Below are 22841 nucleotides of genomic sequence, written 5' to 3' on the forward strand. Positions count from 1 at the left end.
AGGACCGCAGCTGAGGCAGGGCCAGGGTTGGCCGCAGTGGGAGCAGAGGCCTTCTGGGGTGGAGACCGGGAGCCAGACTGTTCTTACGGGGTCGGCTGGTGGAGGGGCTGATCTTGTGACGTCTGGTGCGGTGGTGAACCAGTGGAGGGTCGTGTGGTCGGCTGTGGCGTGGACTTCCAGTAGTGCTTGGACGCCGCCGTCCCAGGTGGAGGTGCTTGGGTGAGGGGCACGCCAGCGGAGGGCTGCTGTGCCGTCGGACCACTCCACGCCTTCGGCGAGGGTGGTGGTTTGGTGGACCAGGTGGAAGAGGCGAGCCTGTCGCTGCAGTGTGTTCACCTCTTCAGATTGCCCAGAGGGGGCTGCGTACAACAGGTGTGGGCTGTGGGCTGTGGGAACAGCCCACAGCCCACATGCCCTTGTTTTTCACGGTTTTTGTCGGCGAGGGCTTGTAGCGTCGCGGCACGCACCACATGAGCTCGAAGCGTGAACGGGGTGGCCCTGTGACCGAGACATCTATTACTGAGGCAAGCAGTGCCTTCGGGACGCACTTGCGGCAGTCCAGGCAGGCGGCCGGCCTGAGCCTGCGGCAACTGGCAGCCCGCGTCGGGTACGACCACAGCTACCTGTCGCAGGTGGAGCGCGGGCAACGGCCGGGCTCTACGGACTTGGCGCGGCTCTGCGACCGTGAGCTCGGCACCGGCGACCAGCTGACCGTCGCCTTCGAGCGAAGGCCGTCCCGCACAGAGCGGCTGAGGCAAACAGCCGACCCGCTGGAGCCGACGTGGCAACAGCTGATCACAGCCGCCGGTGTTGCGGACCAGGCGATTGCGCTCGACGACTTCCGGAGTACGCCGCCGCTTGTGCTGCTGCCCGATCTGGTGAGTGAGCTGCAGCTCCTGCAGGCCCGGGGCGGTGACGAGATGCAGGCGGTCGAGCTGAGCATCCTGATCGCAGAGACCCTCACCGGGCTTGGCCAACGACGTTCGGCGAGGCGTTGGTGGTGGGCCGCCCATGCATCCGCAGCCGGCGCCGGAGAGGCGTTGGTGTGTGCGCGAGAGGCAATCAGCGGTCTCGCCGAGCGGCGTCCGTTGCCGCCATTGCTGGAGCTGGCTGACAACGCGGTGGCGCACCAGCCACCAAGCGCGGTGTCCCGTGCAGCGCGGGCGCTGGTCCTGGCCGAGCTTGGGCGGAGCGAGGAGGCACATCGAGCGCTGCAAGAGCTTGTCGGCATCGGCGACGAGGCCCTCGCTGCGCGGCCGTCGGACTGGATGCCCTACCAGTTGCACTGGGCCGAGGGACGAGTGTGCGCGCGACTCGGGTACGGCGTACCGGGCTGCATCCTCCTGGAGCGAGCGAGAGAGCTCTGCCCGGAGCGCTGGATCGGCGAACGCGCCAAGCTCGACCTCGCCCTGGCCGAGAGTCTGGCTGTCGCCGGAGAGCTCCCAGCCGGCCTGGCCATGGCGCTGCGGGTCCTGGTCGAGCTGCCGGACGAGTGGCGCGACCTCTGGGTGGACGACGCCGCCGACCGAGTGCTCCGAGTGGTGCCCGAGAGCGAGCGCGGTGCAGTGGAGCTACGCAGGCTGCTGGCGACCAGGGGCCGGAGTGTGGGCAGCGGGTCGAGCTGGAGGTGAGGGCAGGGGTAGCGTGCCGTGGGTGACAGGTGAACAGCGGACAACGGCAGTGGCAGACAAGTGGGACTTCGCAGTCGAGCTGCGCAGTGATCCGGCCGGCGCAGAAGCTCGGGCAGCGGTGCTCGCGGACCCGGCGTTCGGGCAGTCGTTCACCGACCACATGGTCGTCGCCAACTGGTCACTCGATCAGGGCTGGCACGACTCTAGGGTGACGGCGTACGCACCGCTGAAGCTGAGCCCGGCAGCTGCTGTCTTCCACTACTCGCAGGAGATCTTCGAGGGACTCAAGGCGTACCGGCACCCGGACGGCTCGGTGTGGGCCTTCCGCCCCGACCGGAACGCGGCCCGGTTCTCCGCAAGCGCGGAGCGGCTGGCGCTGCCGCAGGTGCCGGAGGACGAGTTCGTCGCGGCACTGCGCGCGCTGGTGACCGTTGACGAGGCCTGGGTGCCGTCAGCCGAAGCCAGCGAAACCAGTCTGTATCTCCGGCCGTACATGATCGCCACCGAGGCTGCACTGAGCGTCCGACCGTCGCACGAGGTGCTGTTCGGCGTCATCGCATCGCCGGCCGGCCCGTACTTCAACACCGGCCCCAAGCCGGTCTCCATCTGGCTGACGACCTCCACCATCCGCGCGACGCCGGGCGGGACGGGTGCAGCCAAGTGCGGCGGCAACTACGCGTCCAGCCTGGCCGGCCTGGCCGAGGCGGTAGCCAATGGCTGCGAGCAGGTCGCCTTCGTCGATGCGGTCGAGCACAAGTGGCTCGAGGAGATCGGCAGCATGAACATGTTCTTCGTGTACGCCGACGGCCGGATCGCGACGCCCGAGCTGAACGGCTCGATCCTCGAAGGCGTCACCCGCGCATCCGTGATCGAGCTCGCCGCCGACCTCGGCCACCCGGTCGAGGAACGCCGCATCTCCGCCGACGAGTGGCGCGACGGCGTACGGAACGGCGAGATCACCGAGGTCTTCGCCTCCGGCACCGCTGCCGTCATCACCCCGATCGGCCGCGTCGCCTGGCCCGAGGGCGACCTGACGATCGGCGACCACTCCGTCGACTACGGCGTCGGCCCGGTTACCGCGAAGATCCGGTCCACGCTGCTCGACCTCCAGTACGGCCGCACCCCGGACACCCGCGGCTGGCTCACGCGCCTGGCTTGATGCCGTTTGTCCCCGGCGCCGGTTAGGTTGGCGTCATGGCTGAGTCCAAGGGAAAGTCTCCGGCGATCGAGCTGGAGGTTGGCGAGCGGACGGTCCGGATCTCCAATCCGGACCGTGTGTACTTCCCTGCCCGCGGCGAGACCAAGCTGGACCTGGTCAAGTACTACCTGTCCGTCGGCGACGGCATCGTCAACGCGCTCCGCGAGCGCCCGTGCATGATGCACAGGTTCCCCGAGGGCGTCGCAGGCGAGAAGGTCCACCAGAAACGGCTGCCCCACGGTGCGCCGCCCTGGATGGAGACGGTCCGCGTCAAGTTCCCGCGGTACAACCGGACCGCCGACGAGCTGTGCGTCACCGAGATCGCGCACGTCGCCTGGGCGGTGCAGATGTCGACGGTCGAGTTCCACCCGTGGAACTCCCGCCGCGCCGACACCGAGAAGCCCGACGAGTGGCGCATCGACCTCGACCCGATGCCCGATTGCCCGTTCGATCGAGTCCGCCGGGTCGCACACACCGTCCACGAGGTGCTCGACGAACTCGGCGCGGTCGGCTACCCGAAGACGTCCGGCGGTTCGGGGATCCACATCTACGTTCGAGTCGAGCCGGCGTACGGCTTCTCCGACGTACGGCGTGCTGCGCTCGCGTTCGCGCGCGAGGTCGAGCGGCGCGCGCCCGAGGACGTGACGACCACCTGGTGGCGCAAGGACCGGGACCCTCGACTGGTCTTCGTGGATTTCAACCAGAATGCCCGGGACCACACGATCGCGGCGGCGTACTCCGTCCGCGGCAACCCTGAAGGCACGGTGTCGACCCCGATCCACTGGGACGAGATCGACGACGTGAACCCGAAGGACTTCACGATCGAGACGGTGCCCGCGCGGTACGCCGAGCTCGGCGACCTGCACGCCACCATCGACGACGACGTCTACTCTCTGGCCACCCTGATGGAGTGGGCCGACCGCGACGAACGCGACGGCGCCGAGGCGCCACCGGAGGAATAGCCGTCACACCGAGTCCGGTGTCAGCATCGCCGCCAGCTTGAAGATCGGCAGGGAGATCTGCCGCACGAGCCAGAACGCGATGAACGCCCCGGCCACCAGCGCGACGAGCAGGCAGCCGATCAGAATCGCCACCGCTCTCGTCGCCGAGCCGGGCAGCCAGTTCGTCGCGGATTGCAGCGAGCTCTGACCGAGGCTCCGCGTCCGCTGAAGCGACCCTTCATATTGTTTGCGAAGTTCCCGATCGGGGCCGACCGACGCCGCGATCGCCGCCTGCCTGTTCCCGGCCCGGTACGTCGCGAACTCCGTTCGGGTCGCCATCCACCAACGCTCGAATCCAGTGCTCGACTCACTCGCTGCCCGGCGTTCTTCGTCGGTCGTGGCGGCACGTACGGCGGCCGCCAGATCCCGGCGTACGGTCGCGACATGCTGGTCGGCTTCGCGCTGGTACATCGCGTCGCCAGTCAGCAAGAAGCCGCGTTGATCGTTGGCCACGGTCTTCGCGTCCAGGGACGCGGAGGCGATCGCGGTCGTGAACGGCACGTCATCCTGCAGTTGGGTGTCGCCCCTGCTCAGATTGACGATGAGCGCGATCGCGACGCCGGCCATCATCACCAGCAGCGCGAGCAGAGCGGCCAGGCCGGCCCGCACCTTGTGACCGAGCGGGATCCTGCGCGGAACGGAATCGATGTCGGCCATGAGTGCCTCCCCACCAGATGCTCACATTGTGCACATCTCAGGCCCTGCCGACGAGCCCGTGGTGCAGCAGGTTGGTGAGGGTGTCGATTGCTGCCTCGTCGGTGATGGTCTGGCCGCTCGCCGGGTTCACCACCAGCCAGGTGTAGGCGAATCCCTCCATCAACGCGTTCATCGCCGAGATCGCGACGAGCGGATCAGCCGGCGGACGGGGCAGGTGGGAGAAGTGCTCGACCATGTGCTGGTCGTCATCCGCCATGATCTGCTGCAGCCGTCGGCCCAGCTCCGGATCCACCATCGCGGCCTGTTTGACCGCGATCATCTCCGGTAGATGCGCCTGGTAGAAGCGCCAGAACGCTTCGACATGCCAGCGGACCGCTGACAGCTTGCTGAAGTCGGCGTCGTGCCCGGCGACATCGACGACTGCCTCGTCGGCCTCCGCGAGCATGTCGCGCAGCAGCGCCTCGAGCAGCTCTTCCTTGCCTGCGAAGTGGTTGTAGAACGACCCCGTCGCGCGGCCCGCGGCCGCGGTGATGTCGGTGATCTTCGTGTTCAGGTATCCGCGCTCGGCGAAGACTTCGCGCGCGGCCTGCTTGAGCGCCACCTCGGTCCCGGCCGCCCGTTGCCGGCGGCTCACCGTGTCGGTCACGACAACCTCCTTGACACCGAACCCTAGCCAGGTTCAAACTGAATCTGAATTCAGTGAATCACAATTCATCCAAGGAGACCACCATGAACGTCCTGATCGCCGGTGCCGGACCGACCGGACTGACCCTGGGAATCGAGCTGGCCCGGCGCGGGATCGCGGTCCGCGTGATCGACAAGGCGACCGAGTTCTTCGACGGCTCGCGCGGCGACGGCCTGCAGCCACGGACCCTCGAGGTCTTCGAGGACCTCGGCGTGCTGGACCAGGTGCTCGAGCAGAGCATCGCGATCCCGCTGATGAAGATCTACCTCGACGGCGAGCTGGTCGGCGAGCGCCGGATGGCCGAGCCCGTCGACCCGACCCCGGACATCCCGTACCCGAACGCCCGGATGCTCGGCCAGTCGCGGACCGAGAAGATCCTGCGGGACAAACTCGCGGAGTACGGCGTGAACGTCGAGCTGGACACCGCGATCGTCGGCTTCACCCAGTCCGACGACTCGGTCACCGCCGAGCTCTCCAGCGGCGAGACCGTCGAGGTCGACTACTTGGTCGGCGCGGACGGCGGCAAGAGCTTCGTCCGCAAGCAACTGGGGATCGCCTTCGAGGGCACCACCGACGAGTCGATCCGCACCCTGCTCGGCGATGTCGCGGCCGACGGGCTCGACCACGAGGTCGGCTACTGGTTCGCGACCAAGGACAACCCGATGGCCGGCATCGCGATGACTCCGCTGAGCGGCGGCGACCAGTTCCAGTTCGGCGCGCCGCTCGACGCGGACGACGCCGACACCTCGATCGAGGGTCTGCAGGCGCTCGTCGACAAGTACGCCGGTGCCGGTACTGCGAAGCTTCGCGACCTGACCTGGTCGACCGTCTGGCGTCCGAACGTGCGCCTCGCCGCGAAGTTCCGGGTCGGCCGTGTGTTCATCGCCGGCGATGCCGCTCACGTGCACCCGCCGACTGGTGGTCAGGGCCTGAACACCGGCGTGCAGGACGCGTACAACCTCGGCTGGAAGCTGGCGGACGGACGCGCAGAGGTGCTGGCGACCTACGAAACCGAGCGCCGGACCAACGCGATGCGAGTGCTCGGGATCAGCGAGGACCTGATGCAGAAGCACGTCGAGGGTGACGAGTCGGCTCTCGAGCGCGGCGAGAACACTCGTCAGCTGGATGTGTCGTACCGCGACCCGTCGGACACCCGTCCACTCGTCTCCGGGGACCGCGCGCCCGATGCGCCGCTCGTAGATGCCTCCGGCAACAAAGTCCGGCTGTTCGAGCTGTTCCGCGGCCCGCACGAGACCCTGCTGCGCTTCTCCCCCACCGCCCCTTCGACTCATCCGCACGCTGTCGACATCACCTCATCGGAAGCGTTCGCGATCTACCACGCGCAGCCGGGCGACGAGATCCTGATCCGGCCGGACGGTTACCTCGCTTAGGATTTTCGGGTGCAGACCCTGGATTCAGCCGCCGCCTACGACCGTGCCGTCGAGCTGGCGACACGAGAGCGGCGGCAGATCCTGGGGATCACCGGGGCGCCCGCCGCGGGCAAGTCGACGTACGCCGAGCAACTCGCCGCGAAGCTAGCCGCTGACGGTCATGAGGTCGCGCTGGTGCCGATGGACGGCTACCACCTCGCGCAATCGGTGTTGGAAGAGCTGGGGCTCGCTGACGTGAAGGGTGCGCCGCATACCTTCGACGGCGACGGTTTCGTCGCGTTGCTGAAGAGACTGAAGGAATCGCCGGACGAGCAGATCTGGGCGCCGCGCTTCGACCGCAGCATCGAGGACTCGATCGCCGCGAGCATCGGCGTCGCACCTGCGGTGACGCTCGTTCTCACCGAAGGCAACTACTTGCTCCTCGACGAGCCGCCCTGGACGACCGTCCGCACGCTGCTCGATCAGTGCTGGTACGTCGAAGTACCCGAAGCGCTCCGCCACGCACGACTCGAAGCCAGGCACCGCGCCTTCGGCAGATCCCCCGAGGAAGCGCACGAGCGGACCTATGGCTCCGACGAACGCAACGCACACCTGATCGCCGCGACCGCATCGGCGGCCGACGCGATCATTCGTCCTTGACGCACACCCGGTCGATGAACGCGGCAACGCCGTCGAGGTAGAGCTGCAGACCGAAGTCGAAGTCGGCCTCGTTGTCCTCCTCGAAGCTGCCGACCTCGTCGAACACGCCGGCGTCGACCGTCCGCGCGACCGCCGGATAGACCCGCGGATCCGCGACCCGCCGCAGCGTCGAGCCGAACCGCTGAAAAGCATCCGGGTTGTCCGCGTACCCGGCCGCCAGGTCGAACGCCATCCTGATCTGCCCCTGCACATAGGTGATCAGGCCCATCACGACGCCGACCTTCGCCTCCTCCGGCAGGCCGGTGTCCTTCAGCACGCCGAGCGCAGAGTCGAACCAGGCGAGGTTGTTCGGACCGGCAGGGGGACCCGAGATCGGCACCTTCGCGTACCACCGGTGCCGACGGATCGCCGCGAGTACGCCGTCCGCCCAGAACGTCAGCCCGGTCCGCCAGTCGACGCCCTCCGGCATCGGGTCGGGACGCTCGAGTGCGGCGTCCGACATGATCACGAGTAGCTCGTCCTTGCTCTTCACATGCCGGTAGAGCGCCATCGTCGAGTTGCCGAGCCGTTCCGCGACACGAGCCATCGAGACAGCCGCCAGATCCTCCGCGTCGGCGATCTCGATCGCGGCCGCGACGATGTCGTCGAGCGTCAGCGACGGCTTCGGGCCGCGCCGCGGGGACTCCCGCAACCGCCACATCGCCGCGACGTCGGCCGGCAGCTCATCGTTCTCCACCGGGTCAGTTTAGGGCTTGCCTCGCGATACTGCGTAGATGCTACGCTATTTAGCGTATCCGATACGCAGTAAGGAGGGGACGATGATCATCGAGGCAATCGGGCTTCGGAAGTCGTACGGTGCGAACGACGTACTGACCGGGGTCGATCTGAGCGTCGCGGAGGGGTCGGTGCTCGCCCTGCTCGGCCCGAACGGCGCCGGCAAGACCACTGCGGTACGCATCCTGACCACGCTGACCAAACCTGACTCCGGTACGGCGACCATCGCCGGGTACGACGTACTGCGCGAGCCGGCTCGCGTCCGCGGCGCGATCAGCCTCACCGGGCAGTACGCCGCGGTCGACGAGAACCAGACCGGTCGGGAGAACCTGGTGATGGTCGGTCGGCTGATGCATCTGGGCCGGCGTACTGCGCAGCGTCGTACGGCCGAGTTGCTGGAGCAGTTCGGGCTGACTGACGCGATGGACCGACGCGTGAAGACGTACTCCGGTGGCATGCGGCGGAAGCTCGATCTGGCGATGAGTCTGATCGCCCGGCCCCAGGTGATCTTCCTGGACGAGCCGACGACCGGTCTGGATCCGGCCAGCCGTTCGGCGATGTGGGACGCGATCGTCGAGCTGGTCCGGGGCGGTACGACGATCCTGCTCACAACGCAGTACCTGGAGGAGGCGGACCGGCTGGCGGATCGCGTCGTACTGCTGGACCACGGCCGGATCGTGGCGAGTGGTACGGCCGATGCGCTCAAGACCCAGATCGGTGGCGAGCGGATCGAGCTGCGGTTCGCTGACGAAGTACAGCTGCTGAAAGCGACCGGAGTACTGGACGGGGTCGCCAACGAGCTGCTGCTGAACGTGCCGTCGGACGGTACGGCGGCTCATCTGCACCACGTGCTCGACGTACTGCGGGACAACGGGCTGGAGCCGGAGCGGGTCTCGTCGCACCGGCCGACGCTCGACGACGTGTTCCTCGCTCTGACGGCCTGAGGGGTTTGCTGATGTCACACCAAGGAGTTGTCGCCGCCTGCTCGGACGCGGCGACCATGATCGACCGCAGCGTGCGGCTGGCGCGGCGCAACGTCGACACGTTGTTCGCCTCGATCCTGCTGCCGTTGCTGATGATGGCGCTGTTCGTCTACGTGTTCGGCGGCGCGATCAACACGGGCACGGAGTACGTGAACTACGTCGTACCGGGGATCCTGCTGCTCACCACTGGGTACGGCGCAGCGTCGACGGCGATGGTGGTCGCTGACGACATGAACAGCGGGATGATCGACAGGCTGCGCTCTCTGCCGATCCACAGCTTCGCCGTGCTGACCGGACATGTCGCGGCGAGCGTTGCGCGCAACGCGGCGTCGACTGCGATCGTCATCCTCGCCTCACTAGCCATGGGGTTCCGCCCTGGTGGCGGTGTGGTCGACTGGCTCGCGGCTGTTGGCCTACTGCTGCTCTACGTCGTCGCACTGTCCTGGCTGGCCGCCGGTCTCGGGGTGATCGCCAAGTCGGTGGAGTCGGCCAGCACTCTCAGCTTCTTCATGCTGTTCCTGCCGTACCTGAGTAGTGCATTCGTACCGCCCGAGTCGATGCCTTCGTGGCTGCAGCCGGTCAGCGAGCACCAGCCGATCACTCCGGTCATCGAAACGATCCGCAGCTTGCTGATCGGGACACCCATGGGCAACAGTGGACGACTCGCTCTGACATGGTGTTCTGGTCTGCTCCTCTTCTCGGTAGTACTGGCGACTTCGCTGTATCGCAGACGCAACCGCCGCTGAGCGCAGGACTTGTACCGTTCGGCGAACGGTTCGCGTGGAAACTCCCGAGCGTGACCCCTTGGTCGGGTTAACGTCAAAGTCCCCCCCAACGTGTGGTGGTCCCACTCCCCCCGGGACCCACACGGACGAGCGCCCCGATCACTGATCGGGGCGCTTTGTTTTCCAGATTTTTCTTGGCGGTGTGTCGAATCCGGCCCTCCCGGTCCGACGTATCAGTAAGAGCGACCAAGGGAGAGGGTCAGAATGAACATCACCACCGACACCCGGAACATGATCATCAACATGCTGGCCGAGGGCAGCCCGGTCTGGTACGTCGCCGGCATGGTCAAGATGCGCAACCACGACGTCTATGCAGTCGGTCGAGAAGCCGGCTATCCGGACAAAGCGCAACTGCGGCGAGCCGTCTGGGCCGCCCGGAACCGCGCCCTGCAAGCAGCCTGACCACCTGTCCCAGGCCGCTCGAGCCGCCGTCAGCCCCTCCACTAGGGGGCGGACGGCGGCTTTCGCTTGTTTAAGGTATTCGCGTGGATGATGTCAGCGTTGTGGACTATCACACGGCCGGCGAGCCGTTCCGGATCGTGACGTCCGTGGAGATCCCGGGCGCGTCAGTGGCCGAGCGTCGGGTCGCGGCGCAGTCGACCGACACGATCGACGCAGTACGACGGTTGCTGGTGAATGAGCCGCGTGGTCATGCGGATATGTACGGTGGATTCGTCGTACCGGGTGATGACGACGGCGCTGACTTCGGCGTGGTGTTCTGGCACAAGGACGGGTACTCGACGGCGTGCGGGCACGGGACGATCGCGCTGGCGACGTGGGCGGTCGACACCGGTCTGGTCCAAGCTAACGACGTCGTGATCGATGTGCCGTCCGGGCGGGTCACGGCGCGGGTGGATGGTTCAGGCGTTGCCTTCCGCAACGTTCCGTCGTACGTGCTGAAACGAGACGTGCCGGTGTCGACCGCTCGCGGGGACGTGCTGGCGGACATCAGTTACGGCGGCGCGTTCTATGCCTCGGTGCCCGCCTCGTCGGTCGGCTTGTCGGTGACGCCGGACTACTACGCGGACCTGATCGCCGTCGGCCGCGAGATCAAGTGGGCGCTGGACCCGGTCGCTGTCCATCCCAACGATCCTCGACTGAGCGGTCTGTACGGCACGATCTTGTACGACGATCTCGGGACAGTCGACGGCGGTCCGCACCAGCGCAACCTCGCGGTCTTCGCCGATGGTGAGGCAGACCGCTCCCCCTGCGGCTCAGGTACGTCGGCACGCCTGGCGCTCCTGCACGACGAGCGACGCCTCGGCCCCGGTCAGGTCCTCCGCCATGACTCCATCGTCGGCACGACGTTCCTCGGCCGGGTCGTGGAGCAGACAGAGGCCGGCGTCATCACCGAGGTCACCGGCAGCGCGTATCGCACCGGCACGGCCACCTTCACTCTCGATCCCCGCGACACGCTGGGCACCGGCTTCACTCTCCGCTGATCTCAGATTGCGACCGCCCACCGGCGACGCGACCGCTAGTGTGCCGTAAGCGATGCGGCTTGAGCGATAGCGGTGTTCAGGTGCGTGCATCGGGGTGCTTGGTCAGTGGCCTCGATGCGGAGCATCGTGGGCGCTGGGCAAGTGCCGCGAGGTGCGTGCCTGGGCGCCGATAGCGTCAAGCCACATCGCTTACGGGACACTGACATCGGTCCCGGTCCCAACGATCCAGCGGAGGAAGCCTGATGATCTTCATCACCGCCAAGTTCCGGGTGAAGCCTGAACACGCCGACAACTGGCCGTCCATCACCGCCGACTTCACCAGCGCGACCCGCTCCGAGCCGGGTTGCCTGTGGTTCGACTGGTCCCGCTCCCTCGACGACCCGAACGAATACGTCCTGGTCGAGGCCTTCGCGGACGACGAAGCCGCCACCCACCACGTCACCTCGGCCCACTTCAAGGGCGCGCAGCAACACCTCCCGCCCCACCTCGTCGAAACACCCCGAATCGTCAACTTCAAGGTCCCCCAGGACGACTGGTCCGAGCTCGGCGAACTCGCCGTAAAGTAACCTCTCGACCCCGTAGGGTGATCGAGACGGTCACTCATACGGAGAGAGATCTTGGTCAGGACTGTTGCTGCGCTGGCCGGTTGTGCGGCCGTAGCACTCATCGGCGTGGCGCCGGAGCCACAAGTCACAGGCACCTCACACATTCAGGTGTGGCTCGCGCCGGACCTGGTTGGTGCTGAGCAGTTCGCCGCTGCGGTCTCCACGCCAGGCAATCCTCGGTTCCACCACTACCTGAGCCCAGACACGTACACGGCCCAGTTCGGCCCATCCGCCTCGCAAGCCGCGGCAGTGTCCGATTGGCTGACCTCCGCAGGTATGTCCGACGTGCGGATCAGCAGCGGGCGTGACTACGTCTCCGCCTCCGGGCCGGCGTCGGCGCTTGACGCACCGAAGTCGCTCGAGGCAGCTGTACTCGGCGTGACCGGGCTCGGGACGTCGACCGAGTCTTCCGCGTCTGCCGCGTCTTTCGCGCAGACAACGGCCGCTCACCCGGCCACGTGCTCCCGCTACTGGGCGGAGCACGTGCGTACCTTCAGTCCGGCGTACCGGGGACTCACCAAGGGCTCGTTGCCGATCTGCGGGTACTCCGCTCGGCAACTGCGCGCTGCCTATGGGGCGAACTGGGCCTTCACCGGTCGAGGTCAGACGATCGCGCTGACCGAGAGCGAAGCCCCGACCGCGATGCTCCAGACACTGCGCAAGTACGCGCGGCGCAATCACCTTCCGGCGCCGAAGCCCAGCCAGTACCGGGAGCTCGACCTCGGCGGCGGCGACTGTACTGCCCGGAGCGCGTCGCAGTACAACGACGAAGCCGAGATGGATTCCGAGGCGGTCTACGCCATGGCGCCCAGCGCCGATCAGCTGATGGTCGTGGGTGCCGGTTGCGACGAAGACCAGGCGCTGCTCAACGCAGTACTCGCGGTATTGAAAGGCGACGGACATCGGCCGAGCGCCTCGATCGTCTCCAACTCCTGGCAGATCCCGATCGGCGACCTGCCTCCGCACACAGTGCATGCGATCACCGTCCGGGCGGCGGCCGAAGGTGTCGGCCTGTACTTCTCGTCCGGTGACACACCCGGCCTCACGACGACCGCCTCGGATCCGTTCGTGACGGCAGTCGGCGGTACGACGCTGGGCCTCGGCGCCGGGAACAACCGGATCTTCGAAACGGGCTGGTCGAACAACAGCGCGATGGCTGACGCGGGCAAATGGAGCGACATCGGCATCACCGGTGCCGGCGGCGGGACAAGCACGGTCTACGCACAACCGGCGTACCAGAAGGGCGTCGTTCCACCGTCGATGTCTCACGTGCGAGTCGGCGGCCGGACAGCTGTCAACCGAGCAGTGCCGGACATCGCGGCCGTCGCCGACCTCGACACCGGCATGCTCACTGGCTACACGGCCGACGGGCGCTATCAGACACAGGTGAATGCAGGGACCAGCCTCGCCGCCCCGCTGGTCGCCGGCATGGTGGCCGACGCACAGCAGGGGCAACGGTCCAGCTTCGGCTTCATCAACCCACTGATCTACAAACTGTCCGGCACACGAGCACTCCGCGACGTACTTCCAGTCACGCCGACAATGCCTCAGCAGAACAGAGCCGCCTACACGCCTGCTACCGCCGAGGACAGCGCGACCGTCGACGTGTTCGACTCCAGAGGTCCGGACACCGACCAGGTAACCGCCAAGGGCTACGACACCATCACTGGCGTTGGTACGCCCAACGGTCTCGCGTTCATCCTCGGTCTACGCATAGCCTCCTAGCTACCGCACCAGCGGCTGTCCGAGCGGAAGCGCTTTGCCGCCGGTCGCCTGCGAACCCGAACTGAAGAACAAGTAGACACCGACCGCGGCGAAGACGAACACGACCACGCCGGCCACTTTCAGCACGCCGGCTGACTGCTGCAGCGTGCCGATCAGGACCAGCACCAACGCGATCTCGATGAGCGCGAACAGCACCGTGTACGCGGCCGGCAGCCGGAGTGTCGCCAGGGTCAGCATTCCGATCACCACGATCCAGGAGATCAGGTACAAGCCCTGTGTATGAAGGACGTCCGCGGCAACGATGCCGAACCAGTTGTGCGTCAGACCCAGGACGAGCATTCCGTAGCTCCACCAGAATCCCGCGAAGATACCGAACACTCCCGCCACCGCACTCTGGCCGACGGCTGCCGCCCAGATGGCCGCGATCGCCAGGCCGAGGCCGGTCGCTGCGACGATGATCGGGAGCGAGGCCCCGACGGCCGCGGCAGGCACGTAGCCGACAAGTACGAGACCGAGTGCGACCGATCCCACGATGAAGCTCGGGAGACCGATCAGGGCTGGATCTCCGGTCACCGCTGGGGCCGCAGCAGCAGGTTGGGCGAGTTCCTCTTGAGCGCTGTGGGCGTCGATAGTCGTCATGGTGAACTCCCTCTTCGGGGTGCATCCCCGGCTGTGATCAGTCTCACCACTTGACACCCGGCAGCATGTCTCGATTTGAGAGACGCCGCATGGCGCGCGCTCAACGGAGCTGTCTCAAGATGGGATCCGCGCCCGCGCGCGGCGGTGTGACCATCCGTTAGGTGCCGGTGCGCGCTCCACGGTGCCGATCGCGTCACCCGCGTGGCCGACGAGAATGGGAGTACAGATGAAGGCTCTCGTGTACCACGGACCTGGCCAGAAGGCTTGGGAAGAGGTCCCGAACCCCACGATCAAGGACCCGACCGACGCGATCGTGAAGGTCGAGGCCACCACCATCTGCGGCACCGACCTACACATCCTCAAGGGCGACGTACCCGCCGTGACGGATGGCCGGATCCTCGGCCACGAAGGCGTCGGAGTGGTCACCGAGGTCGGTTCCGGCTGCAAGAACGTCAAGGTCGGCGACCGGGTGATCATCTCCTGCATCAGCAAGTGCGGGACGTGTGACTACTGCAAGGCCGGGCTGACCTCACACTGCAAGACACTCGGCGGCATCGGCTGGATCTTCGGGCACCTCATCGACGGGACCCAGGCCGAGTTCGTCCGTGTGCCGTTCGCCGACAACGGCCTGATCCCGCTGCCCGAGGGAGTCTCTGCCGAAGCAGGGACCATGCTGAGCGACATCCTGCCTACCGGCTACGAGATCGGCGTCCTGAACGGCGCCGTGAAGAGCGGGGACCTCGTCGCCGTCATCGGCGCCGGACCCGTCGGCCTCGCCGCGATCATGACCGCCCGCACAGCCGGCGCCGCGGCCGTCATCGCCGTCGACACCAACAAGTTCCGGCTCGACCAGTCACGTGATTTCGGAGCGACCGAGACTCTCGAGGTGAGCTCCGGCCAGGACGTCGCAGCCGCACTACGGGAGCTCAGTCCCGACGGGCTGGGCGTCGACGTCGCCATCGAGGCGGTCGGCCTGCCCACAACCTTCGGCTCGGCCCTGGAGTCGGTCCGCCCCGGCGGCCACGTCGCCAACGTCGGCGTACACGGCGAGAGCGTGGAGTTCCCGATCGAGCGCCACTGGATCAACAACCTCACCATCACCACCGGACTCGTCAACGCCACCACCGCCCCCGAACTCCTCGAAAGCATCAAGACGGGCGCCATCGCCCCAGAGAAGTTCGTCACCCACCGATTCACCTACGACCAGTTCGACCAGGCCTACGACACCTTCTCCAACGCCGCCGAACAAGAAGCCCTCAAGGTCATCATCACCAACACCCAGTGACCTCAGGACAAAGGCGAAGGCCCGGACCGTATGGTCCGGGCCTTCTGTGGTAGCGGGGGCAGGATTTGAACCTGCGACCTCTGGGTTATGAGCCCAGCGAGCTACCGAGCTGCTCCACCCCGCGCCGTTGTGTCTTTAGTTTAGAGGATCTGGGCTGAGCAACCAAATCGGTTCCCGGAGTGCCCAAATCCCGTGTTCGTCGGAGGCGGATCGGCGTACCTTCCGAGTATGTCCCGACACGTCATCCGTCCGTTCGAGGAGGCGGATCTGGCAGCCGCCGCCAGTCTGCTCGCCCAGCGGCACCGGGTGCACCGCAAGCGTCACCCTTTGCTTCCGGCGGACTACGAGGACGAGCGACTTGCTCTCGTCGAGGTGACCGCGGCCTGGGAGACCGAGGGCGCGTCCGGCGCAGTCATGCTCGAAGGCGGCGAAGTCACCGGCTACCTCCTCGCCGCGCCCAAGTCGTCGACAGCCTGGGGTCCGAACATCTGGGTCGAAGCGGCCGGCCACGCCGTCCGTGAGCCCGAGCACATTCGTGACCTGTACGGCGCCGCTGCCGCGCAGTGGGTCGAGAACGGCCGCATCGCGCACTACGTGCTGGTGCCCGACGACGCCGAGCTGATCGACGCATGGTTCCGGCTGGCCTTCGGCTCGCAGCATGCGCACGCGGTCCGCCCGGTGCCCGACGCTCCGTTGCCCCCAGCACCCGATCTCGTCGTACGTCGTGCTGCCCGCGCGGACATCCCCGTACTCGCGGAGCTCGATCTCGTACTGCCTCAGCACCAGGGTCTGTCGCCAGTGTTCTCGTCCGGGGGGATCCCGACGCTCGAGGAGGCAGTGGCGGACTGGGAGGAGTCGATCGACGACCAGGACTACGCGACCTTCGTTGCCGAGTACAACAGTCAGGTCATCGGGTCGGCGATCGGTTGCTCGCTGGACAAGTCGAGCGCGCACAACGGGCTGGCCAAGCCCGACAACGCCGGCTTCCTCGGGTTCGCGGCCGTCCTGCCCTCGGCGCGCGGGCTCGGCGCCGGACGCGCGCTGGGCGAGACGGTGCTCGAATGGTCGGCTGACACCGGCTACACATCGGTTGTGACCGACTGGAGAGTGACCAACCTGTTGTCGTCACGGACGTGGCCGCGGCTCGGGTTCCGACAGACGTTCCATCGGCTGCACCGGCTGGTCGGTCACTGATTCCCGGTTGTCCACAGGATCGAATTCGCGTGTTCCGGCGCGTGCCGATCGCTGCATCTTCTTGGGTGTAAGGCGTCTCGCAGCAGGCGAGGCGCCCCCTTCCCCAGGAGGCAGTCATGTCGCGTTCACCGCTTCGTTCCCGAGTCGTGCCGTCCGCCCGTCGTATCGTGATCGGGAGCGCGGTCGTCCTGGCCTCACTCGGGCTCTCGGCGACCGTCCCTGCCTCAGCAACTTCGACGTATTCGATGGCATCTCCATCGACCGAGCAGAGGGCTGGCACCTTGGACGGCTTCGTGATCGAGAACCTCCCCGACGGCATCGGCACGCCGAGCGACTTCGCGTACGAGTGGGAGGACGTGTCCTTCCACAGCCGGGTCTGGGAGACCGGCCCGGATCCGGACGGGGCATACAAGGTCGACCTCACCGTCAAGACGATCCGCGGCGAGAAGCTGACCGACCTCGAGGCCCTGCACAACTTCCTCGTCGAGTACGAGGAGAAGGAACCGGGATCGTGGCAGCTGACCCCGGTCAAGGTCGGTGGGTACGACGGTCTGTTCGCCGGCGACGAGGTGTTCTACTTCATCGCGCCGGGTGTCGCGGCGGAGGTGACGATCGACCACGACCGCTTCACCGACGAAGACGTGCTCGACACCGCCGCAGGCTTCCACCCGGAGTCCACGACCTGATGCCCTAGGCAACGGGCTGGCGGCAACGGAACGGGGCGGCGACGCCGACTGGTGTCGGTGTCGCCGCCCCGGGAAGCTCCCTGCGACTCAGCCTGTCGGTGAGCTCGGTGGGCTCGACGGTGTCGTCGAGGTTGCCGGTGTCGACGGAGCGCTGGTAGGCGACCCCGAGGGCTTCGGCGTCGGAGTCGGTGTCACCACCGCGCCGGCTGCCACGGCCTTGTCGATTGCCGCCTTCATCTTGTTGACGTTGGTCTGGTAACCGGTGAGGTCGCCCTTCTTCAAGGCGTCCTGCGCGGCCGTGTACGCGGCCTGCGCGTCCGCGAGCGCCTGCTTGACTGTCTGGTTCTGCTCGCTTGCCGGTGGGGTCTTGGTGCCTGGAGGATTCTCACCCGTGTCGACGTTGGTATTGAAGACCTTGTTCAGGGCGTCTTGCAGCGTGGACCCGTAGGCGACCCCATCACCGAAGGACACCAGGACGTATCTCAGGACGGGATAGCTACCGGGCCCGCTCGTCCGCACCGAGTAGACCGGCTGGACATACAGCAGACCACCGCCGAGCGGCAGCGTCAGCAGGTTGCCGTACTGGGCTCTGGCGCCGCTGCTCGGCTGGTTGATCGGGAGCAGCGCCTGTCTGATGCCTTCGTCGGTCTGGAACTTGTTGTAGACCTGCCCCGGCCCAGGTATCTGCAGGTTGCCGGGTAGTCGCAGTATTCGGAACTTGCCGTAGTCCGGAGATGTCGCCTCGGAATCGACGGCCATGAAGGCAGTGAGGTTCTCCCGTTCGGCGTTCGGGACATAGACCGACGTCAGCGAGAACTTCGGATCGCTCTGATCGGGCATCCGCAACGAAAGATAGAAGGGAGGCTGACTGATATGAGTCGTCGAGTCGCCGCCGGACGAGACCGCGGTCGGGTCGTCCGGGACGCGCCACAGATCGCTGTTCTGGTACCAGGTGCCGGCGTCGGTGACGTGGTACTTCGCCAGCAGATCGCGCTGGACCTTGAACATGTCCTCCGGGTACCGCAGGTGCGACATCAAGGCCGGCGAGATCGCCGAGCGCGGCTTGACTGTGCCGGGGAAGGCCTTCATCCAGGTCTTGAGGACCGGGTCGCTCTCGTCCCACGCGTACAGCTCGACCGAGCCGTCGTAGGCGTTGACCACGGCCTTGACCGAGTTGCGGATGTAGTTGATCTTCTCGCTCGGCTGCTGCGCGATCGTGCCGCGGCCGGTGGTGGTGTCGCGGGTGCTGACGTCCAGTGCGACCTTCTCGGAGTACGGGTAGTTGTCCGAGGTGGTGTAGCCGTCGACGATCCAGACGACCTGGCCGTCGACGATCGCCGGGTACGGGTCACCGTCCGGTGTCAGCCACGGAGCCGCCTTCTCGACCCGCTCGCGCGGGGTGCGGTCGTAGAGGATCTTCGAGTCGGAGTTCACCCGGCTCGACAGCAGGATGTTCGCGTCCCGGAACTTGGTTGCGTAGAGCAACTTGTTGCCGAACGACCCGATCGAGACACCGCCCTTGCCGTGGTAGGTGTTCAGCGTCGGGTCGCCGCCGGTCTTGCCTTCCGGCGTGTCGAGCTCGACCGGCTGGCCACCTTCCGGGCCACCGACGATCGAGTAATCCGGGGAGTTCTCGCCGAAGTAGATCCGTGGTTCGTAGTCACCCAGCTGACCGGTCGGCGGCAGGTCCTTCTCGGTCCAGACCGGCGTACCGTCCGCGGCACGCTGGTTGCCGTTCGCGGCGACGACGCCGTATCCGTGGGTGTAGACGGTGTGGTCGTTGTTCCAGTTGCGCTGGCCGGCCGGAAGCCGGTCGACCTGGACCTCGCGGACCGCGATGACGGTGTCGTTGACCTTGTCACCGATCTTGTACCGGTCGACATCCAGATCGGTCGGGAACGAGTAGAACCCGCGCACCTGCTGGAGCTGCTCGAATGTCGGTCCGACCACACTCGGGTCGATCAGCCGGATGCCGGGCAGCACCTCGGTGTCCTGCAGCAGTTCCGTCGGCGTCGCCGTCGTCTTGGCCTGGTAGTCGGTCACCTCGGTGCCCGCGAGCCCGTAGGCATCACGCGTGGCCTCGATGTTCTTGGTGATGTACGGCCCTTCCTTCACCGGCTCGCTCGGCCGCACCCGCAACTGCTGGAGGGCGGCGGGCCAGAGGGCGCCGAGGAGGATTGCCGACAGGATCAGCACGACCGTGCCGACGCCGGGCAGCAGCCAGGTCCGACGGACCACATTGGCGAAGAACAGACAGGCACACAGGACCGCTATGACGGCCAGGATCTCTTTGCTGGGCAGGATCGCGTTGTCGCCCGTATAGGAGATACCGGTGAAGAGCCGACTGTCCGAGGTTGTGAGGCCGAAGCGGTCGAGCCAGTAGCTGAAGGCCTTGAGCAGGACGAGCAGACCGAGCAGGACGGAGAACTGCACCTGCGCCGCGCCGGAGGCCTTCTGCCCCTTCGCGGACGGACGGAAGCCGCCGTACAGGTAGTGCGTGATGATCGCGGCGACCAGCGACAGCAGGACGATCGAGTAGCCGAAGCCGAGCAGGACGCGCAGCCACGGGTAGTCGAAGACGAAGAACGCGATGTCCTTGTTGAAGTGTTTGTCAGTGACGCCGAAGGGGGTCCGGTTCTTCCAGGCCAGGAAGACCTTCCACTCCCCCGACGCGGCCGAGCCGCCGAAGACCAGCATGAGGGTCGCGACCACGCCGACCGCGATCTTCCCGTGCTGCTGCAGCAGGTCGCCGTACCGCTCGAAGCCGGGGCTGGGCGACGGCGCCAGGGCGACGCGGGGACGGGTGCGGAACGCGACGATGATGTTCGCGACGACAGCGCCCGCCATCAGCAGGCCGACGATCACAAAGAGCAACACCCGGGTCCCGAGCACGGTGCTGAAGACCGAGCCGAGGTCGACCGAGCGGTACCAGAGCCGTTGGGTCCAGACATCGGTGAAGACGCTGAAGAGGATCAAGAGGACGATCAGGGTTGCGATCGTCGGCAGCAGGGCCCGAGGACGTCCGCCTGGTCGCCGCGATCTGCGGGCCGGCGGCTCCTCCGGCATGTCGTAGACGCCGTCGCTCATCGTCGCTTCTCCTCGTCGTCACTCATGCCGTCGACCCCAGGACCGCCGGCCGGCCGGCTGCCGACCGAAGGTTCGAATGTCAAAGACAGTACTTCGCACAGCGTGGGGACCAAGTCGACGCCGGAAAGCACCGCGCCGTCCTCGTCGTGCTCACGGAGCCGGACGGCGCCGAACCGCCCGCCGTCCCGCAGCACCGCTGCGACCATCCGGACCTCGTGCCGGCGCGGATCGCTGCCGGCCAGCTGGGCCAGTTGGGAGTCGGACTCGACGCTGGACAGACCCGCTTCGGCCGAAGCCGGGAGCACGATCCGCTCGATCGCCAGCGCGCAGCCGGCGACTCCGTCGGGCCATTCGATCCGGCCGAGCGCATCGGCCAAGTTGTCGTCCTCGAGACCGCCGGGAAGCTCACCCTGCGCAACCGGGGTGAGCGGCTGGGAGGCGTCATCGGCGCCGAGCTGCGCGGCCAGCTGCGGTTCGGCGCGGAGCAGCTCCTCGGTCGGGACCAGCGCGAACAACTGCGCGGGCTGGTCCCAGCCCGCGCTGCTCACGTGCTTCTCGATCTCGATCACCGCGCGGTTGAGCGCGTCAGGAGGCAGCGTGCCTACGGATTCCATGCCGGCAGGTCTTCCCTTCGGGTCACCGGGACGTACGGGTCCCTCATCAACTGCACGACGGGACATCTCCCTTGCCGCTGGCGACAGCCTGCAGCGCGCTGATCGCGCCGGTCAGCGTGCTGATCTTCACCAGCCGGATGTCCTTCACGCCGGCATGCAGTGCGGCTTCGCAGTTCGGCGCCGGGACCAGGAAGACCGTGGCGCCGTCGTTCCTGGCGCCGGCGATCTTCTGCTGGATGCCGCCGATCGCACCGACCTCGCCGAGCGCGTCGATCGTGCCCGTGCCGGCGACGTGCTTGCCGTCCAGCAGCGGGCCCGGGGTCAGCTTGTCGTAGATGGCCAGGGCGAACGCAGTACCGGCGCTCGGGCCGCCGATGTCCTGGCCGAGGTTGACCGTGACCTTGACCTGCGATTCGACGCCGATCGAGATCCCGACCATCGGGCGGGTCGCGTCACCGGGAGTCGCAGCGGTCTTCAGTTGGACGGTCTGCTCTTCGGTGCCGCGGCGGATCAGGAAGACGACGTTTTCGCCGACCTTGTGCTTACGGACGAAGTCACCGACCTGCGGGACCTGGGTCACCGCCTGACCGTCGACAGCCAGCACGATGTCGCCGGGCTTCAACTTGCCCTGGGCCGGCGTCTTGTCCGCGACCGTCGACACCTTCGTGTGGAACGGGACCTTCGCCGCCTGCAGCGCGGCCGCGACCGCGCTGTCCTGCGAGCCGGTCATCTCGGCGGTGTTCTGCTCCTGGACCTGGTCGGCGCTCTGGTCCGGCGGATAGATGATGTCGCGCGGGAACAGGTCGTGGTGCGGGTCGAGCCAGTTGCGCATCGCCTGCGGCAGGGTCAGCTGGCGGTCCGGCGAGGTGACGGACACAGTGGTCAGGTCGAGCTGCCCGGTGGTCGGGAACGTCTCGTGCCCGGTGATCTCGATGACGGGCTTGTTCTTCGCCGATCCCAGGGTGTCCTTGACCGGACCGGGGCTGAACGAGACGAACGGCACCGGGAACGCGGTCACCAGCCCGAGCGAGACGAGAAGCACGACGATCGAGGTGACCAATGTGGCGGTACGACGTGTCACGAACCCTGCCCTGCGATCTTGGTGGAGGCCTGCTGATGATTACGACGACCCAGGCCCCTGCGACGTTCCGGAGTGGCCCGCGGACCGGGCGCGGCGATTGCGGCGTTGAAGCGCCGGAAGTCCTCGACCGAGGCGAAGGCGCCGCCGGACCGGGGCCGCTCGCGGCTGCGCCAGCCGCGCCAGGCGGCCCAGCACATCGCCAGCAGCGTGGCGATCAGCGGGAACGCCAGCCACGCCAAAACCTTCATCCGGCCACCTTCATGCGCCCAGCGTACGGGTCAGTGAGCGCCGACCCACTCGCTGCCACCGTCGATGAAGTGCTGGTGTTTCCAAATCGGGACCTCGGCCTTGAGATCGTCGATCAGCCGCCGGCAGGCGGCAAAGGCGACATCCCGGTGCGATGCCGCCACCGCGACGATCACGGCCGCGTCGCCGATCTTCAGGTCCCCGGTGCGGTGTACGGCGGCCAGCGCGGTCACCGCGGGGTCGTCACAGATACGCTGCGCAACCTTCCGCAGGTGCTCCAGCGCGTCGGGATGCGCCTCGTAGGCCAGATTGTCGACCGGCTTCTCGTGGTCGTGGTTGCGCACAGTGCCGATGAAGATCGCGGTTCCACCCGCCGTCGGATCAGCAACTGCAGCCAGCACCTCGTCGCTGGACAACGGACTGTCCCGTATGTCCAGCAGCCTGATCGCGTCGCTCATCCGTCCCTCATTCCCGCTGGTCCCCCGTGCTCACA

At 67.0% G+C, this 22841-nt stretch carries 23 protein-coding genes and 1 tRNA gene; 14 read left to right on the plus strand and 10 right to left on the minus strand.

The annotated features are described in order from the left end of the window. Nucleotides 1–500: 500 nt before the first annotated feature. The 3 genes from ACQPYH_RS34385 to ligD are packed head-to-tail and all read left to right on the plus strand — an operon-like array spanning nucleotide 501 to nucleotide 3791. Entirely contained in the window at nucleotides 501–1631 is a 1131-nt protein-coding gene (locus ACQPYH_RS34385; RefSeq protein ID WP_432880054.1) for a helix-turn-helix domain-containing protein, read from the plus strand. A gap of 13 nt (nucleotides 1632–1644) precedes the next feature. Continuing rightward, entirely contained in the window at nucleotides 1645–2790 is a 1146-nt protein-coding gene (locus ACQPYH_RS34390) for a branched-chain amino acid aminotransferase (protein WP_432880056.1), read from the plus strand. Between the two features lie 35 nt (nucleotides 2791–2825). Beyond that, nucleotides 2826–3791: a non-homologous end-joining DNA ligase gene (gene ligD / locus ACQPYH_RS34395; RefSeq protein ID WP_432880059.1), complete on the plus strand. Its 966-nt coding sequence runs from the start codon at nucleotides 2826–2828 to the stop codon at nucleotides 3789–3791. A gap of 3 nt (nucleotides 3792–3794) precedes the next feature. Here ligD and ACQPYH_RS34400 read toward each other — a convergent pair whose 3' ends face one another. Next, nucleotides 3795–4487: a hypothetical protein gene (locus tag ACQPYH_RS34400; RefSeq protein ID WP_432880061.1), complete on the minus strand. Its 693-nt coding sequence runs from the start codon at nucleotides 4485–4487 to the stop codon at nucleotides 3795–3797. A 37-nt stretch (nucleotides 4488–4524) separates the two neighbouring features. Next, nucleotides 4525–5133 carry a TetR/AcrR family transcriptional regulator gene (locus tag ACQPYH_RS34405; protein ID WP_432880063.1) on the minus strand — a complete coding sequence of 203 codons (609 nt, stop codon included), beginning with the start codon at nucleotides 5131–5133 and terminating at the stop codon, nucleotides 4525–4527. An 83-nt stretch (nucleotides 5134–5216) separates the two neighbouring features. Here ACQPYH_RS34405 and ACQPYH_RS34410 point away from each other — a divergent pair, with 83 nt between their 5' ends. Together ACQPYH_RS34410 and ACQPYH_RS34415 are read left to right on the plus strand one after the other, a co-directional pair. Beyond that, nucleotides 5217–6563, plus strand: a complete 1347-nt coding sequence (locus ACQPYH_RS34410) for an FAD-dependent monooxygenase (RefSeq protein ID WP_432880066.1) — start codon at nucleotides 5217–5219, stop codon at nucleotides 6561–6563. A 9-nt stretch (nucleotides 6564–6572) separates the two neighbouring features. Next, complete coding sequence (locus ACQPYH_RS34415) at nucleotides 6573–7202, plus strand: nucleoside/nucleotide kinase family protein (RefSeq protein WP_432880068.1); 630 nt, start codon at nucleotides 6573–6575, stop codon at nucleotides 7200–7202. Here the strand turns inward: ACQPYH_RS34415 and ACQPYH_RS34420 are convergent. After that, nucleotides 7189–7938: a TetR/AcrR family transcriptional regulator C-terminal domain-containing protein gene (locus ACQPYH_RS34420; RefSeq protein ID WP_432880070.1), complete on the minus strand. Its 750-nt coding sequence runs from the start codon at nucleotides 7936–7938 to the stop codon at nucleotides 7189–7191. The genes ACQPYH_RS34415 and ACQPYH_RS34420 overlap by 14 nt on opposite strands. Nucleotides 7939–8020: 82 nt before the next feature. On the opposite strand from ACQPYH_RS34420, the gene ACQPYH_RS34425 reads away from it, so the two are divergent. From ACQPYH_RS34425 to ACQPYH_RS34450, 6 genes are all read left to right on the plus strand, one after another. Then, on the plus strand, nucleotides 8021–8920 hold the full coding sequence (locus ACQPYH_RS34425) for an ATP-binding cassette domain-containing protein (RefSeq protein ID WP_432880073.1): 900 nt from the start codon (nucleotides 8021–8023) through the stop codon (nucleotides 8918–8920). 11 nt (nucleotides 8921–8931) lie between these two features. After that, nucleotides 8932–9705 (plus strand): ABC transporter permease, encoded by a 774-nt coding sequence (locus ACQPYH_RS34430; RefSeq protein ID WP_432880075.1) that lies wholly within the window; start codon nucleotides 8932–8934, stop codon nucleotides 9703–9705. Nucleotides 9706–9948: 243 nt separating this feature from the next. Further along, nucleotides 9949–10146 carry a hypothetical protein gene (locus ACQPYH_RS34435; protein ID WP_134108795.1) on the plus strand — a complete coding sequence of 66 codons (198 nt, stop codon included), beginning with the start codon at nucleotides 9949–9951 and terminating at the stop codon, nucleotides 10144–10146. A gap of 83 nt (nucleotides 10147–10229) precedes the next feature. Next, nucleotides 10230–11186, plus strand: a complete 957-nt coding sequence (locus ACQPYH_RS34440) for a proline racemase family protein (RefSeq protein WP_432880078.1) — start codon at nucleotides 10230–10232, stop codon at nucleotides 11184–11186. 242 nt (nucleotides 11187–11428) lie between these two features. Beyond that, on the plus strand, nucleotides 11429–11752 hold the full coding sequence (locus tag ACQPYH_RS34445; RefSeq protein WP_432880080.1) for a putative quinol monooxygenase: 324 nt from the start codon (nucleotides 11429–11431) through the stop codon (nucleotides 11750–11752). A 51-nt stretch (nucleotides 11753–11803) separates the two neighbouring features. Continuing rightward, nucleotides 11804–13516 (plus strand): S53 family peptidase, encoded by a 1713-nt coding sequence (locus ACQPYH_RS34450; RefSeq protein WP_432880083.1) that lies wholly within the window; start codon nucleotides 11804–11806, stop codon nucleotides 13514–13516. Here the strand turns inward: ACQPYH_RS34450 and ACQPYH_RS34455 are convergent, their stop codons facing one another. Then, nucleotides 13517–14155: a GPR1/FUN34/YaaH family transporter gene (locus ACQPYH_RS34455; RefSeq protein WP_432880084.1), complete on the minus strand. Its 639-nt coding sequence runs from the start codon at nucleotides 14153–14155 to the stop codon at nucleotides 13517–13519. 226 nt (nucleotides 14156–14381) lie between these two features. Here ACQPYH_RS34455 and ACQPYH_RS34460 point away from each other — a divergent pair, with 226 nt between their 5' ends. Continuing rightward, the gene (locus ACQPYH_RS34460; protein ID WP_432880087.1) at nucleotides 14382–15440 is read left to right on the plus strand and encodes a zinc-dependent alcohol dehydrogenase family protein; all 1059 of its coding nucleotides are present in this window, start codon (nucleotides 14382–14384) and stop codon (nucleotides 15438–15440) included. 47 nt (nucleotides 15441–15487) lie between these two features. On the opposite strand, the gene ACQPYH_RS34465 is transcribed toward ACQPYH_RS34460, so the two are convergent. Then, nucleotides 15488–15564: transfer RNA gene (locus ACQPYH_RS34465), tRNA-Met, on the minus strand. A gap of 104 nt (nucleotides 15565–15668) precedes the next feature. Between ACQPYH_RS34465 and ACQPYH_RS34470 the strand changes: the two genes are divergently transcribed. Both ACQPYH_RS34470 and ACQPYH_RS34475 read left to right on the plus strand, forming a co-directional pair. After that, the gene (locus ACQPYH_RS34470; RefSeq protein ID WP_432880089.1) at nucleotides 15669–16634 is read left to right on the plus strand and encodes a GNAT family N-acetyltransferase; all 966 of its coding nucleotides are present in this window, start codon (nucleotides 15669–15671) and stop codon (nucleotides 16632–16634) included. A gap of 116 nt (nucleotides 16635–16750) precedes the next feature. After that, complete coding sequence (locus tag ACQPYH_RS34475; RefSeq protein ID WP_432880090.1) at nucleotides 16751–17320, plus strand: hypothetical protein; 570 nt, start codon at nucleotides 16751–16753, stop codon at nucleotides 17318–17320. An 87-nt stretch (nucleotides 17321–17407) separates the two neighbouring features. On the opposite strand, the gene ACQPYH_RS34480 is transcribed toward ACQPYH_RS34475, so the two are convergent. Genes ACQPYH_RS34480 through ACQPYH_RS34500 form a run of 5 tightly spaced genes read right to left on the minus strand, consistent with a single transcriptional unit; the run spans nucleotide 17408 to nucleotide 22806 of the window. Next, nucleotides 17408–20407, minus strand: coding sequence for a UPF0182 family membrane protein (locus ACQPYH_RS34480; RefSeq protein WP_432880093.1), 3000 nt, complete (start codon nucleotides 20405–20407; stop codon nucleotides 17408–17410). Further along, nucleotides 20404–21021 carry a PPA1309 family protein gene (locus ACQPYH_RS34485; RefSeq protein WP_432880095.1) on the minus strand — a complete coding sequence of 206 codons (618 nt, stop codon included), beginning with the start codon at nucleotides 21019–21021 and terminating at the stop codon, nucleotides 20404–20406. Before ACQPYH_RS34485 ends, ACQPYH_RS34480 begins: the two co-directional genes overlap by 4 nt. A 46-nt stretch (nucleotides 21022–21067) precedes the next feature. Beyond that, nucleotides 21068–22102, minus strand: coding sequence for a YlbL family protein (locus tag ACQPYH_RS34490; protein ID WP_130439824.1), 1035 nt, complete (start codon nucleotides 22100–22102; stop codon nucleotides 21068–21070). Continuing rightward, entirely contained in the window at nucleotides 22099–22350 is a 252-nt protein-coding gene (locus ACQPYH_RS34495; RefSeq protein WP_350861870.1) for a hypothetical protein, read from the minus strand. The genes ACQPYH_RS34490 and ACQPYH_RS34495 overlap by 4 nt, the downstream gene beginning before the upstream one ends. Before the next feature lie 30 nt (nucleotides 22351–22380). Beyond that, nucleotides 22381–22806 carry a molybdenum cofactor biosynthesis protein MoaE gene (locus ACQPYH_RS34500; RefSeq protein ID WP_432880100.1) on the minus strand — a complete coding sequence of 142 codons (426 nt, stop codon included), beginning with the start codon at nucleotides 22804–22806 and terminating at the stop codon, nucleotides 22381–22383. Nucleotides 22807–22841 lie beyond the last annotated feature (35 nt).

The organism is Kribbella sp. CA-245084 (assembly GCF_050942355.1).
GTDB lineage: Bacteria > Actinomycetota > Actinomycetes > Propionibacteriales > Kribbellaceae > Kribbella.